A 13725-nucleotide genomic window follows, 5' to 3' on the forward strand; every position below is an offset into this window, starting at 1 on the left:
CGCCGCACCCGCCCCCGCCGGCCACGGCCATCGCGCCCGTCGACGCCGACCGCCGACCACCGCCCGGCGTCCCGCCGGACCATCACCGCGGCGGGCGCTGGCCGGCCGGCGCGGGAGCCGGCATCATGCGGGCCCCGTCGCCGGGCGGCCCCGGCCCCGGCCATCCCGGCCCCGGCCATGGCCACGGCCCGACGGCACCCGCCACGGCCCCGCGCGGCGGCGATCGCCCTCCCGACGGACGCCGGACCGGCCCCCGATTCCCGGATTCCCCGACACCGAATGAGCACCGTGGCACCCATGAGCATCGTCCCATCCGGCCGCCGCGCCCGACCGCAACCGGCAGCCCCGATGGCAGCCCCGATGGCAGCACGGGCGGCGGTCGCGGGGCGGGCGCGCCGTGCCGCGCCGCGCCGCCGGAGTGCGCGGGCATGAAGGCGCAGGGGGCCCTCGGCGGCGTCGTCTGGTCGACGCTGAGCGCGGTCAGCAGCATCGCGCTCGGCTTCGGGGTGTTCGTGCTGCTCGCGCGCCTGCTCAGCCCCGCGGCGTTCGGGCTGGTGGCGGTGGCGGGCATGTTCGCCGAGATCGCCGGCACCCTGGCCCGGGCCGGCATCGCCGAGGCCATCGTGCAGCGCGAGACCCTGGAGGACGAGGCGGCGGACACCGCCTTCTGGCTCTGCGCCCTGTCGGGCGCCGTCATGTCGGCGCTGTTCTACCTGGCCGCGCCCTGGCTCGCCCTGCCCTTCGGCATGCCCGAGCTGGTGCCGCTGCTCCAGGTCCTCTCCGTCAGCTTCGTGATCTCCGGCCTCTCGGCGGCGCACGAGGCGCGCATCACGCGCGGCCTCGGCTTCCGCAGCCTGACGCTGCGCAACATCGCCGCCAACATCGCCTCGGGCATCGTCGCCGTCGGCATGGCGCTGACCGGCTGGGGCGTGTGGGCGCTGATCGCGCAGCGGCTCGTCGGCACGCTGGTCTCGGCGGTGCTGGTCTGGGTGGCGCTGCCCTGGATGCCGCGCCTGCGCTTCTCGCTGCCGATCGCGCGGCAGATGCTCGCCTTCGGCACCCGCATGCTCGGCAGCTCGCTGGCGCTGATCGCCAACGGCCGCATCCACGAGGTGATCGCGGCGCTCTGCCTCGACGCGGCGGCGGTCGGCCTGCTGCGCGTGGGCTGGCGCTGCATGGACCTGATCATGCAGGTCACCGTCACGCCCGCCGCGCAGGTCGCGATGCCCCTGCTGTCGCGCCTGCAGTCGGACCCGCCGGCGCTGCGGGCGCGCATGGTGTCGCTGGCCCAGGGCACGGCGGTGCTCGCCTATCCCGCCTTCCTCGGCTTCGCGGCCGTCGCCCCCTCGGCCATGCTGGTGCTGTTCGGCGAGAAGTGGTCCGCCGCCGCGCAGGTGACGCAGGTGCTCTGCCTGCTGGTCCTGCCCGCCGTGCCGAGCGCCTTCGCCTTCACCACGCTGAACGCCATGGGCAAGGCGCAGTGGGGGATGAACGTCACGCTGGTGCAGGTGGCGATCGGCGCGGCGCTGTCGCTGCTCGCCGCGCCCTTCGGCGTGGTGGCGATGGCGGTCTCGCACGTCGTGCGCGCCTACCTGCTCTGGCCGCTGGTCTACTGGCTGCTGGCGCGGATCGCCGGCCTGCGCGTCCAGTCGGTGCTGCGCGCGCTGAGCCGGCCGCTGCTCGCCACGCTGGGCATGGCGATCCCCGCCGCCCTCGCGCATCACTGGCTGGTCGGCCGGATCGGCCCCCTCTGGACGGTGCTGACGGTGGGTGCGGGCGGGGCGGTGCTCTACGCGCTGCTCGCCTGGCGGCTGATGCCCGACGCCGCCGAGCCGATCCTGCTCAAGCTCCGCAACCGCCTGCCGCTGCCCCTGCCGCGCCGCGCCGCGCCCGGCTCCAGCGGCTGATCCCGCCGGCCGGGGGCGGCGGGGAAAGCCCCCGGCCGCCCTCCCGGCACCCGGGAGACCCGCCGCGCCGATGGCGGCCGCGCCCGGGGGCCTTCGCCGGCGGCGTCCGCGCCCCCTTCCGGGGCGCCGACCCGGACCCCGCGCCGGGGCGCAGCCCCCTGCCCCCTCGTCCGGCAAGGCGGGGGGCAAGCGCCCCGGCCGCCTTGCCCGTCGTCGAGGCCCCGCCGTCGAGGCCCCGCGGGCCGCGACGCCGCCCCGGCCGCCGCCGCCGGGCCGGCCGGCAGCCGGCCGCCCGCGATGCCTGGGCCCCGGCGGCAGCCGGCGGCGCGTCAGCCGCGCCGCCAGCTCGTCCCCTTCGGCCCGTCCTCCAGCACGATGCCCTGCGCCGCCAGCTCGGCGCGGATGCGGTCCGCCTCGGCCCAGTCCTTGCGCCTGCGGGCCGCCAGCCGCGCCTCGATCGCCGCCTCGACCGCCTCGGCCCCGCCCGCATCGCCCTCGGCCGCGCCGCCCTGGCGCCACGCCTTCGGGTCCGACTGGTAGAGGCCGAGCACCGCGCCGGCCGCGCGGATCGCCGCCGCCGCCTGGCCCGGCGCCGCGTGCCAGGCACGCCCGATGCGCCCCAGCACGGCGGTGGCCGAGCCGCCGGTGCTCGCCACGTTCTCCAGCGTGCGCAGGTCGTGCAGCCGCGCCAGCGCCAGCGGCGTGTTCAGGTCGTCCAGCAGCGGCGCCAGCGCCCACCCGGCCATCTCGGCCACGATGGGGGCCGCCGGGTCCGTCGCCGGCGCCTTGAACAGCGCGTTGTAGAAATCGTCCAGCTCGCCCCGCGCCTCCTCCAGCCGCGAAACGGCGTAGTCGAGCGGCATGCGGTAGTGGGTCTTCAGCAGCAGCAGCCGGAACGCCTCGCCCGCCCAGGGGCCGTTCGCCAGCACGTCCCGCACCGTCACGAAATTGCCGAGCGACTTCGACATCTTCTCGCCGTTCACGAGCAGCATGCCGTTGTGCACCCAGGTGCGCGCGAAGCCCGTGCCCGGGAAGGCGCAGCAGGACTGCGCCATCTCGTTCTCGTGGTGCGGGAAGATCAGGTCGTGCCCGCCGCCGTGCAGGTCGAACGCCTCGCCGAGGTAGCGCCAGGCCATGGCCGAGCACTCGATGTGCCAGCCCGGCCGGCCGCGCCCCCAGGGGCTGTCCCAGCCCGGCAGCTCGGGGGTGGAGGGCTTCCACAGCACGAAGTCGCCCGGGTCCCGCTTGTAGGGCGCGACGTCGATCCGCGCGCCCGCCAGCAGCTCGTCCGGCGAGCGGCCGGAGAGGCGGCCGTAGCCGGGGTCGCTCGCCACCGAGAACAGCACGTGCCCCTCGGCCGCGTAGGCGTGCCCGCCCGCGATCAGCCGCTCGATGATCGCGATCATCTCGGGGATGTGCTGCGTCGCGCGCGGCTCCACGTCCGGCGGCAGGCAGCCCAGCGCCGCCATGTCGCGCTCGAACTCGGCCGCGGTGCGCGCGGTGATGGCGCCGATCGGCTCGCCCGTCTCCAGGCTGCGCGCGTTGATCTTGTCGTCCACGTCGGTGATGTTGCGCACGTAGGTGACGCGCGGGTGGCGCCGCCGCAGCAGCCGCGCCAGCACGTCGAACACCACCACCGGCCGGGCGTTGCCGATATGGGCGAGGTCGTACACGGTCGGGCCGCAGACGTAGAGCCGGACGTTGTCGGGGTCGATCGGCGCGAAGGGTTTCCTCGCGCGCGTCAGGCTGTCGTGCAGCAGGAGCGTGTCGGCGGTGTCGGACATGGTCTGGTGTTCGGAACCTGGCAGGGCCGGCCGTGACCGGAAGCGGGGAGCCGGGAGGGGATCCCGGGCGAGGGATCAGGGTATCGGGGAGGCGGGCGCCCGCGTCCAGTGGGGGGCGCGCGGGCCAGGGTCACGGCACCGGGACCATGCGTCGGGCACCGGGCCGGCGGCCGGGATCGGAAGACCGGATCACGGAACGGAACGAGGGCCGGCTTCAGGGGCCCGGATGCAGGGGCCAGGCGCCGGTCCAGTGGCCCGCCATGGCGCGCACCAGCATGCCGCGCATCGTCTCGGCGGCGCGGCAGGGCTCGAAATGCCCGCCGAAGCGGCCCGACGTGTCGATGCGCGCGAACAGGTCGGGGGCCAGGAGGTAGAAGGCCGCGAGATCGTCCCAGAGGGAGGTGAAGGCCCAGCCCGCCGCATCGCGGCGCAGGATCGCCGACACCTTGCCGGCCAGCCCGTCCGGCGGCAGCGCATAGGCCATGCCGAGGGTCGGATGGAAGGCGTACTGCACCCGCCCTTCCTCGGTGCGGCCCGGCTCGGCGGTGCCGCAATGGCTCGGCCCCTGCGGGATGTCCACCCAGCGCGCCCGGATGCCGTGGCCGGTCAGCAGCGCGAACGCCTTCTCGCAGGCGGGGCGGTCATAGGCGCAATTCCAGCCTTCCGGCCGGCCGTTCTCCTCGTCGTCGGGATAGGGGCTGCCCTGGGCGACCACCCGCAGCGGTTCGCGCCAGTCCCGGGCCAGCAACAGCGGCGCGTAGGCGAGGAAGGAGGACCAGGGGCCGATCGCCAGCACCGTCAGCCGCTCGCAGCCCGCCAGGAGCGGCGCCAGCCCGGCCGGCAGAGCGTCCCCCGGCGCGGCCGCCGCGCCGGTGCCGGCGGCGGGGGGCGCCCCGGCGGGGCCGCCGGCGGGGAAGGTGCCGTTCAGCGTCTCGGCCGTGCGGCGCCAGTCGGGCAGCCGGCGGCCGTCGATGCGCGGATCGTCCGGCGGCCGCGACGGCCCGGCGCCCTGGAGCACCGGGATGCCGGGCCCCAGGAATTCCCGCAGCGCCCGCACCCCGCCGGCCGGCGAGGCCAGCCCCTCGGTCACCACCACCGCCACGATGCGGCGATACGGCACCAGCACGGCGAGCGCACGCAGGTCGTCGAGGCCGGCATCGCTGTCCACCAGCACGCAATCGCCCTGGCGGACCGTCGGTGCCCCGGCCCCGGCATGTCCCGGCGACGACGCCAGCGCAACGAGGCCCGCGAGGATGGCGATACCCCGCCGCCATGCCGGTGCAGGCGCCATCCCGCCTCCCCCTCGCCAGGACAGGCTCGTTTTCCTGTCGCGACGATCCTGTGCTGGCGCCCCGCCGTGGACAAGCGGATTCACGGCTCCAGCCTTTTGGTTTTGCGCATTTTCCGGGTCGCCGGGTGAGGACACCCGGCCTGAAAATGCTCTGGCCGCCCTCCGCCCCGCCTCCGGGGGCGATCCGCCCTACCCCCCGCCGCCCAGCCTCGCCGCCGCCCGCTCGCGCCCGATCAGCGGCAGCAGCGCCCTGAGGTCCGGCCCGTGCTCCTCGCCGGTCAGCGCCAGGCGCAGCGGCAGGAACAGCGCGCGGCCCTTGCGCCCCGTGGCCTCCCGCAGCGCGCCGGTCCAGGCGCCCCACGTCGTCTCGTCCCAGGGCTCGGGCGGCAGGGCCTCCAGCGCGGCGCGCAGGAAGTCCTCCTCCCCCGGCTGCGGCGGCGGCACGATGCGGCCGCGCACCACCTCCAGCCAGGGCCGCGCCTCGTCGAGCATGTCGAGGTTGCCGCGCACCGCGTTCCAGAACGCCGCGTCCGCCCCCTCCGGCAGCCGGTCGCGCACCGCCTCGTAAGGCAGGCCGTGCAGCAGCTTCCGGTTCAGCGCCAGCATCTGGCGCGGGTCGAAGCGCGCCGTGGAGTGCGAGACGCGGCCGATCTCGTATTCCGCCACGAGGTCGCGCGGCAGCCCCGGATGCGGGTCGCGCGAGGTGCCGAGCGCCGCGAGGTAGCCCGCCACCGCCGCCGGCTCCACCCCGTCCCGCCGCAATTGCCGCAGCGAGACGCTGCCGAGGCGCTTGCTCAGCGCCTCGCCGTCCGGCCCGGTCAGCAGCGGCAGGTGGGCGAAGTGGATGCCGCGCGGGTTGCCGCCCAGCGCCGCCCAGAGGTCGAGCTGCACGCCGGTGTTGGTGACGTGGTCCTCGCCGCGGATGATGTGGGTGACGCCGCTCTCCAGGTCGTCCACCACCGAGGTGAAGGTGTAGAGCGGCGTGCCGTCGGCGCGCAGCAGCACGGGGTCGGAGACGGCGGGCAGCTTGACGTGCCGCTCGCCCAGCACGCCGTCCTGCCAGGCCACCGTCGCGTTGGAGAGCAGGAAGCGCCAGTAGGGCTGCTTGCCGTTCGCCTCGGCGCGGGCGCGCTGCTCGGCCGTCATCTTCAGCGCCTCGCGGTCGTAGACCGGCGGCTTGCCGCGCTTGAGGCGCAGCTCGCGCTTGACGCGCAGCTCCTCCTCGCTCTCGAAGCAGGGGTAGAGGCGGCCGGCCTGCTTCAGCCGCTCGGCGGCGGCGGCGTAGCGGTCGAGCCGGTCACGCTGGCGGAAGCGCTCGTCCCAGTCGAGGCCGAGCCAGCGCAGATCCTCCTCGATCGCCGCCTCGTATTCGGGCTTCGAGCGCTCGGTGTCGGTGTCGTCGAGGCGGAGCTGGAAGCGCCCACCCTGCCGGCGCGCCACCAGCCAGGCGGCCAGCGCCACGCGCGCGTTGCCGACATGCAGCAGCCCGGTGGGGGACGGGGCGAAGCGGGTCTTCACGCGCGCGCTCCCGCCGGGGCCGGCGCGCTCACTCCTCCGTCTCCGCCTCGTCGGCCTCGTCGCGGCGCGGGTCGAGGACGCGCCAGTTGCGGTCCTCCGCGTCGCGCACCGGGCTGCGGACGAAGTCCTGCAATTCGGCGGCGCTGCGCCAGTCCTGGCCCTCCGGCGCGCCCACCACCTCGGCGTCCTCGCCGAAGGCGAACCAGGTCTCCAGCACCTTCTCGGGCGGCAGGCCCGGGGCGCGGCAGCGCTCCACGCTGTCGCGCACGTAGCGCCGGGCGAAGGCGTTGGCCTGGGCGAGGCTCGGAAAGCCCTTCACCACCTCGACGGGCTCGGAGCCGTTGGCGCCGGAAAGGTCCCGGATGCGGACGGTCCAGCCGCCCTCCGGCGCGAAAAGATCGCTCAAGATACGCTGTCTCCGGGCGACGGGCGGGGGGGCGGGCGGGGAGCGGCGGGCGGGCCGGACGCGCCACGGCGCCGGCCTGCCCCCGCCTCACGGGCCGGAAGCTAGGGAGGCGGCCCGGACGGGTCAACCGGGGCATGGCCGCCGCGGCGGGGCCCGGGGGCCGGGCCGGCGGGCCCCGGCCGGCGGCGCGCGCCGGCGCCGCGGCTTCCCGGATCGGCCCGGCGGGATGCGGTCCCGTCCGGCCGCGGTTCCGCGGGCCGGCTCCGGCGGCCGACGGCGCACGGCCCGGTCGCGCTTGCCGGGCCGGGCCGGCGGGTTCCATCGTAACCATGCTGAACCCATCGGCAGCGGCGCCGTTGTCGTGGGCACGGTCCAATCCTGAGAGGAACCCAGACCATGAGCGTCTTCGGCTCGATCCTGTCCAAGATCTTCGGCCACGCCAACGCGGCGCCGTCGGAGGCCGCCACGCCCTCCACCGCCGGCGCTCCCCCCAGCGGCACCGCCGGCACCCCGGCGACCGGCGGGGCGCCCGCCACCCCGGGCGGCGCCGGCGCGCCGCAGGTCGATGTCGAGGCGGTCCTGAGCGACCTCGCGGCCAAGAGCGGCCGTCCCTCCAACTGGCGTACCTCGATCGTCGACCTGATGACGCTGCTCGGCCTCGACAGCAGCCTGAAGAACCGCCAGGAGCTGGCCAAGGAGCTGGGCTACACCGGCGACCCGAACGACACGGCGCCGATGAACATCTGGCTGCACAAGCAGGTCATGACCAAGCTGGCCGCGAATGGCGGCAAGGTGCCCGACGACCTGAAGGACTGATGCCGGGCGGCACGGGTCCCGACCCGTGCCGACCCCTTGCCAGCACAGGTCCCGCGCGCGGGACCGGCGCCTTCCGGCGCCGGGAGGCCGGGAAGGAAGCCGGAGAGGAGCCCGTTCGCCACGGCGCACGGACCCGCCCCGGCTCCCCGTTCTCTCGGGCATCCTCGCCCGATCGGGTGCTTCCATCCGATCGGGACTCGCATCCGGGTCGCGGTCAGGCGGCCTGGAAGCGCACCTTCTCGGCGCCGGGCTCGCCGATCACGCTCCACACCACCGCGTCGGTCATGCCGTTGTTGCGGAACCAGTGCGGCCGGCCGGCCGGGGTGAGCAGCAGGTCGCGCGGGCCGAGCTCGGCCTCGGCGGTGCGGCCGGCCTCGTCCACCCAGCCCACGGTCAGGCTGCCTTCCAGCACGAAGAAGGCGTCCTCGACGTCGCGGACATAGGGCTTCACGCCGACGCCGCGCGGCACGCCCAGCATCTCCTTGCGGGCCGTGTCGTTCTGGATGCCGCCCTCGCCGACATAGACCTTGCGGGCGAAGCCGGCGGACTCCCAGATGGTCGGCTGCTCGGTGAAGCGGATCACGTTGCGCGACATCTGCTGCTGCAGCGGGTGGTCGCTGTTGCGGTCGAAGTGGAGCGTCCGGCCGGGCTCGGCGCCGAAGGAGCGGGCCAGCTCGGGGGCGGTGTTCTTCGGGTGGTAGAGGTAGACCGGCGGCAGCGGCTTGCCCACGTCCACGCTGATCGACATCAGCACCGGCTCGACGCCGTCGTTGCGGAAGCCGTGGCCGACGTCGCGGGCGTTCAGGATCATGTCCTTCGGGCCGAGGCGCACCTCGACCACCTCGCCGTCCCGCTCCCAGCCCACGGTCAGCACGCCGTCGATGATGAGGAAGCTCTCCTCGATCTCGTGCGAGTGGCAGGCGGCGTAGTTGCCGACCGGCTTGTGGATCAGGCTCAGCGTGAAGTGCTCGGGCTTCAGCGTGGAGGTGTCGCCCACCTTGGGCGAGCCGCCGGCGCCGATGTAGCGCATCTGCGCCCGCGCCAGCTCGGGGAAGCCGGCATTGCTCGGGAAGGCGTTCCAGTCGAACGACTTGTTCACGTGCCGGCCGACGTTGCGCAGGAGTTCGTCCTGCAGGGCCGGGCGGGTCGGGTTCGTGATGACGTTCATCGGGGTGGCTCCTTCGGGCTGGCGGGTTCGGACTGGCGGGCTGGGCGTGGCGGGAGAATGCCGGTATCGGGCGCTTCCGGCAAGAAGAATTTTGCAGGCTATACCTAGTTTTATCAGTAAACTAATTTCGATATCGGCACATGTCCCCGGCCCGGCCGCCACCCGGGCCGACCCGCCGCACGAGCGGCCCGTCGCCCCGGCCCGCCATCCCGCCCTCCGGGCAGCCGGGACGGAACGGCCGGGCCGGCCATTCGGACAGGACGGGCTGGACAGGAGCGCGCGATCCGGGCCTTTCCTGGGCCTGCCGGCCTCGCGGGACGAACGCTCCTCCCGTGGCGCCGGCCGTCCGGCCGGCCGCGCGGTCACGCGCACCCGCCCGGACGCATGGCAGCGGGCCGCGCCGGCCCGCCGGGACCGAGGAGGCATGGGCCAGATGAGCAGCACGGCACCCGATCCGGAACCCGACCTCCTGCCCGGCCGCTCCGGCGAGCCGGTCGACGAGCGCTACCTGGTGCCGGCGCTGATCCGCGGCCTCGCCGTGCTGCAGGCGTTCAGCCGGGAGCGGCAGAACCTGTCGCTGAGCGAGCTGGCGGCGGCGATCGGCGTCACCCGCTCGGCCGCCTACCGCCTGGTCTACACGCTGGACCATCTCGGCTTCCTGACGCACGACCCGCGCAGCCGCAGCTACGCGCTGGGGCCGCAGGTGCTGCGGCTGGGCTACGGCTTCCTGGCGGGCCGCGACATCGTCGCCGTCGCCATGCCCTTCCTGGAGGCGCTGCGCGACCGCACCGGCTGGTCGGCGCATCTGGGCGTGCTGGAGGGGGCGGAGGTGCTCTACCTCGCCCGCGCCGCGACGCGCCGCGCCGTGGCGAGCAACGTCGAGGTGGGCAGCCGGCTGCCGGCGCACGCCACCGCCATGGGGCGGGTGCTGCTCTCGGCGCTGGACGCGCCGGCCCTGGCGCGGCTCTACGGCGGCGACGCGATGCGCCGGTTCACCGCGACGACGCCCGGCAGCCTCGCCGCCCTGTCGGCGCAGCTCGCCGAGGACGGGGCGCGCGGCTACGCGATCAGCAGCGCGAGCTTCGAGGCCGGCGTCGCCGCCGTCGCGGCGCCGGTGCGGGACGTGACCGGGCGGGTGGTGGCGGCGATCAACATCTCCACCGTCGCCGGGCAGGCCGGCGAGGCCGAGCTGGCGGGCGGCCTGCGCGCGGCGGTGACGGAGGCGGCGGCGGCGCTGTCGGCGGCGCTGGGCCACGTGCCCGGCGGCTGACGCGGCGCGGCGGGCCCGTCCGTCACGCCCGCCTCCCCTCGCCCATCCCCCCTCGCCCGCCCGCCTCCATCCGTCCCCCCTTCGCCCCGCCGTCAGTCATCCGTCCCGTGCGCGGTGCGCCTGTCCTCCTCCTCCGCCCCGACCCGCCTCGCCACCCCCGCCGCGCGCAGCGCCGCCACGACCCGCGCATCGACGATCGCGGTCAGCCGGTCCCAGAGATCCCGCTGCGCCGCCGTCGCCGCCTCGGCGTCCACCCCCGCGCCCGCCACCGCCTCGCGGCGGGCCGCCTGGCAGCGCTCCAGCGCGTCGAGCAGGGCGTCCAGTTCGTTCGTCGGTCCTTCGGGCATCCGTCCTCCGGGCTTTCCCGCCTCGCCGCCCGCCCGGGGTCTCTCCCGGGGGTTCCCCACCCCATGGCGGGAATCGGCATTGCCTCTATAACGCCGGGCATGCGCGATCTGCTGCTCACGGATGTCCGGCTGCTCGATCCGGCGACCGGCCTCGATACCCAAGGCGGCCTGCTGGTGCGGGACGGCCGCATCGCGGCGCTCGGGGCCGAGGTGGAGGCGCCGGAAGGCGCCGAGCGCGTCGCCGGGCGCGGCGCCTGCCTCGCACCGGGGCTGATCGACCTGCGCGCCAGCCTCGGCGAGCCCGGCGCGGAGCACCGCGAGACCATCGCCTCGGCCGCGCAGGCCGCCGCGGCCGGCGGCATCACCACGCTCTGCGCCCTGCCCGACACGGAGCCGGCGCTGGACGATCCGGCGCTGCTGCAATTCGCGATCCGGCGCGGCGAGCTGACCGGGGCGGTGACCATCCTGCCCTACGGCGCCGTGACGCGCGGCTGCGCGGGCAAGGAGATGGCCGAACTCGGGCTGCTGAAGGAGGCCGGGGCGATCGCCTTCACCGACGGCGCCCACGCGATCGGCAGCGCGCGGACCATGCGCCTCGCCCTCTCCTACGCGCGCGGCTTCGGCGCCTTCGTCGTGCAGCACCCCGAGGACCCGAGCCTCGCCGCCGGCGGCGCCGCGACGGAGGGCGAGCTGGCGACCCGGATGGGCCTGCCCGGCATCCCGCCGGCCGCCGAGTCGATCCTGGTCGCGCGCGACATCGCGCTGGCGCGGCTGACCGGCGGGCACGTCCACTTCGCGCATGTCTCGACCGGGGCGGCGCTGGACCTGATCCGCGCGGCGAAGGCCGAGGGGCTGCGCGTCACCTGCGACACGGCGCCGCCCTACTTCGACCTGAACGAGACGGCGATCGGCGACTTCCGCACCTACGCCAAGCTCTCGCCGCCGCTGCGCGCGGAAGCCGACCGGCTGGCCGTGGTGGCGGCGCTGCGCGACGGGACGATCGACGCCGTCGCCTCCGACCACCAGCCGCGCGACGCGGACGACAAGCGCCTGCCCTTCGCCCAGGCGGCCGCCGGCGGCGCCGGCCTCGCCACGCTGCTCGGCGTGACGCTGGCGCGGGTGCATGGCGGCGACCTCGGGCTGCTGGAGGCGCTGGCGCTGCTGACGTCGCGCCCGGCGGCGCTGCTGGGGCTGGAGACCGGGCGGCTGGCCGTGGGGGCGCCGGCGGACCTGGTGCTGTTCGACCCGGAACGCTCCTGGCGCGTCACGGCGGGCAGCCTGCCGGGCAAGGCGCAGAATTCGCCCTTCGACGGGCGGGCGCTGGAGGGGCGGGTGATGGGCACCTGGAAGGCCGGCCGCCGGGTGTTCGGGTAGCGGGACCGTGGCGCCGCTCCTGACCGCCCTGCCGACCCTGCTGCTGGGCTACCTGCTCGGCAGCATCCCGTTCGGCCTGCTCCTGACCCGCGCCGCCGGGCTCGGCGACATCCGCAAGGTGGGCTCGGGCAACATCGGCGCGACCAACGTGCTGCGCACCGGGCGCAAGGGGCTGGCGGCGGCGACGCTGCTGCTGGACGCGCTGAAGGGCGCCGTCGCGGTGTGGCTCGGCGGCGCGGGCGGGGCCATGGTGCTGCCGGGGGCGCTGCTGGGCGGCACGATGGCCTGGGGCGCCACGCCCTGGCTCGGGCTGGTGGCCGGGTTCGGCGCCATGCTGGGGCACGCCTTCCCGGTCTGGCTGGGCTTCAAGGGCGGCAAGGGCGTGGCGACGGCGCTCGGCGTGCTGCTGGCGGCTTCGTGGTGGCTGGGGCTGGCGGCGGCGGCGGCGTGGCTGCTGGTGGCCTTCACCACCCGCCTCTCCTCGCTGGCCGCGATGGTTGCCTGCGCCGTGACGCCGGTGCTGGCGCTGCTCGGCGGCTGGAAGCTGGCGCTGTTCGCGCTGCTGGTGGCGCTGCTGGTGGTGTACCGGCACCAGGGCAACATCCGACGGCTGCTGGCCGGGACCGAGCCGCGAATCGGCCGCGGCGCGTAGAGGTGGCGCGACCCCGGGACGCGACGGGCGGGCTGGACCGGCTGCGCCTGGCGCGCACCGAGGGGATAGGGCCGCGGCACTACGCGCGGCTGCTGGAGCGGTTCGGCAGCGCGGGCCGGGCGCTGGCGGCGCTGCCCGGCCACGGCGACCGCTTCCGCATCCCGCCCGAAGGCCTGGTGGCGCGCGAGGCCGAGGCGGTGGCGAAGCTCGGCGGCCGCTTCCTGTATCTCGACGACCCGGACTACCCGGCCGCGCTGGCCGCGACCGCCGACCCGCCGCCGGCGCTCGCCGTGCTGGGCGATCCGCGCCACCTCGCGGCCCGCGCCGTCGCCGTGGTGGGGGCGCGCAACGCCTCGGCGGCGGGGCGGCGGCTCGCCGAGGAGCTGGCCGCCGGACTGGCGCGCGAGGGGCTGGCGGTGGTCTCGGGCCTCGCGCGCGGGATCGACGCGGCGGCGCACGCGGCAACGCTCGCGGCCGGCGGCGTGACGGTGGCGGCGGTGGCGGGCGGGCTGGATCGCCCCTACCCGCCCGAGAACGCCGCCCTGCAGCGGCGCATCGCGGAGGCGGGCGTGGTGGTGGCCGAGGCGCCGCTCGGCACGGCCCCGCTGGCGCGGCACTTCCCCCGGCGCAACCGGATCGTGGCCGGGCTGTCGCTCGGAGTCGTCGTGGTGGAGGCGGCGCTGCGCTCTGGCAGCCTGATCACGGCGCGGATGGGGCTGGAGGCGGGGCGGGAGATCTTCTCGGTGCCGGGCAGCCCGCTCGACCCGCGCTGCCGGGGCAGCAACGACCTGATCCGGCAGGGCGCCGTGCTGACCGAGACGGTGGAAGACGTGCTGCGGCACCTGCCGGCCGGCCCCGCCGCCCCGCCCTTCGGCACCGCGCCCTCCGCCACCGCGCCTCTCGCCACGGCCCCGGCCGGGCCACGCCCCGGCCGCCCCCGCCCCGACGCCGCGCCCGGCGGGGCGGCGCAGGACGGATCGGCGGGCGCCGCCGGGCCGGCCGGGGGCGAGGCGCAAGTGCTTGAGCTGCTTGGCCCCACGCCCATGGCGGTTGACGAGTTGCTGCGCCGCTGCCACCTCTCGGCCGGAGCGCTGCAGGCAGTATTGCTGGACCTCGAGCTTGCAGGGCGGATCGAAACCCTGCCCGGCAACCGCGTTTGCCTGCTTTCCGCGCGCGCCGATTAGTTGGAACA

At 76.1% G+C, this 13725-nt stretch carries 12 protein-coding genes; 6 read left to right on the forward strand and 6 right to left on the reverse strand.

Translation table 11 applies throughout. The features are described from left to right. The first annotated feature begins 428 nt into the window (after positions 1-428). A complete protein-coding gene (locus M0638_RS17385) occupies positions 429-1907 on the forward strand; it encodes a lipopolysaccharide biosynthesis protein (protein WP_248668268.1) in 1479 nt (492 codons plus the stop codon). 329 nt (positions 1908-2236) lie between these two features. Here M0638_RS17385 and cysS read toward each other — a convergent pair whose 3' ends face one another. From cysS to M0638_RS17405, 4 genes are all read right to left on the reverse strand, one after another. Next, positions 2237-3691, reverse strand: coding sequence for a cysteine--tRNA ligase (gene cysS, locus M0638_RS17390; protein ID WP_248668269.1), 1455 nt, complete (start codon positions 3689-3691; stop codon positions 2237-2239). Between the two features lie 214 nt (positions 3692-3905). Next, on the reverse strand, positions 3906-4982 hold the full coding sequence (locus M0638_RS17395) for a hypothetical protein (protein ID WP_248668270.1): 1077 nt from the start codon (positions 4980-4982) through the stop codon (positions 3906-3908). 189 nt (positions 4983-5171) lie between these two features. Then, the gene (gene gltX / locus M0638_RS17400) at positions 5172-6500 is read right to left on the reverse strand and encodes a glutamate--tRNA ligase (protein ID WP_248668271.1); all 1329 of its coding nucleotides are present in this window, start codon (positions 6498-6500) and stop codon (positions 5172-5174) included. Between the two features lie 28 nt (positions 6501-6528). Continuing rightward, entirely contained in the window at positions 6529-6909 is a 381-nt protein-coding gene (locus M0638_RS17405) for a hypothetical protein (protein ID WP_248668332.1), read from the reverse strand. Between the two features lie 393 nt (positions 6910-7302). Between M0638_RS17405 and M0638_RS17410 the strand changes: the two genes are divergently transcribed. Continuing rightward, positions 7303-7722: a DUF3597 domain-containing protein gene (locus tag M0638_RS17410; protein ID WP_248668272.1), complete on the forward strand. Its 420-nt coding sequence runs from the start codon at positions 7303-7305 to the stop codon at positions 7720-7722. Positions 7723-7936: 214 nt separating this feature from the next. On the opposite strand, the gene M0638_RS17415 is transcribed toward M0638_RS17410, so the two are convergent. After that, positions 7937-8890, reverse strand: a complete 954-nt coding sequence (locus M0638_RS17415; protein WP_248668273.1) for a cupin domain-containing protein — start codon at positions 8888-8890, stop codon at positions 7937-7939. A gap of 433 nt (positions 8891-9323) precedes the next feature. Here M0638_RS17415 and M0638_RS17420 point away from each other — a divergent pair, with 433 nt between their 5' ends. Continuing rightward, positions 9324-10160: an IclR family transcriptional regulator gene (locus M0638_RS17420; protein WP_248668274.1), complete on the forward strand. Its 837-nt coding sequence runs from the start codon at positions 9324-9326 to the stop codon at positions 10158-10160. 92 nt (positions 10161-10252) lie between these two features. On the opposite strand, the gene M0638_RS17425 is transcribed toward M0638_RS17420, so the two are convergent. Beyond that, on the reverse strand, positions 10253-10507 hold the full coding sequence (locus tag M0638_RS17425) for a hypothetical protein (protein ID WP_248668275.1): 255 nt from the start codon (positions 10505-10507) through the stop codon (positions 10253-10255). 99 nt (positions 10508-10606) lie between these two features. On the opposite strand from M0638_RS17425, the gene M0638_RS17430 reads away from it, so the two are divergent. The 3 genes from M0638_RS17430 to dprA are packed head-to-tail and all read left to right on the forward strand — an operon-like array spanning position 10607 to position 13717. Continuing rightward, positions 10607-11881, forward strand: coding sequence for a dihydroorotase (locus tag M0638_RS17430; RefSeq protein WP_248668276.1), 1275 nt, complete (start codon positions 10607-10609; stop codon positions 11879-11881). Positions 11882-11888: 7 nt separating this feature from the next. Then, complete coding sequence (gene plsY, locus M0638_RS17435) at positions 11889-12533, forward strand: glycerol-3-phosphate 1-O-acyltransferase PlsY (RefSeq protein WP_248668277.1); 645 nt, start codon at positions 11889-11891, stop codon at positions 12531-12533. Positions 12534-12535: 2 nt separating this feature from the next. Then, on the forward strand, positions 12536-13717 hold the full coding sequence (gene dprA, locus M0638_RS17440; RefSeq protein WP_248668278.1) for a DNA-processing protein DprA: 1182 nt from the start codon (positions 12536-12538) through the stop codon (positions 13715-13717). Positions 13718-13725: the final 8 nt, after the last annotated feature.

The sequence above is a fragment of the Roseomonas acroporae genome (assembly GCF_023223525.1).
Taxonomy (GTDB): domain Bacteria; phylum Pseudomonadota; class Alphaproteobacteria; order Acetobacterales; family Acetobacteraceae; genus Roseomonas_E; species Roseomonas_E acroporae.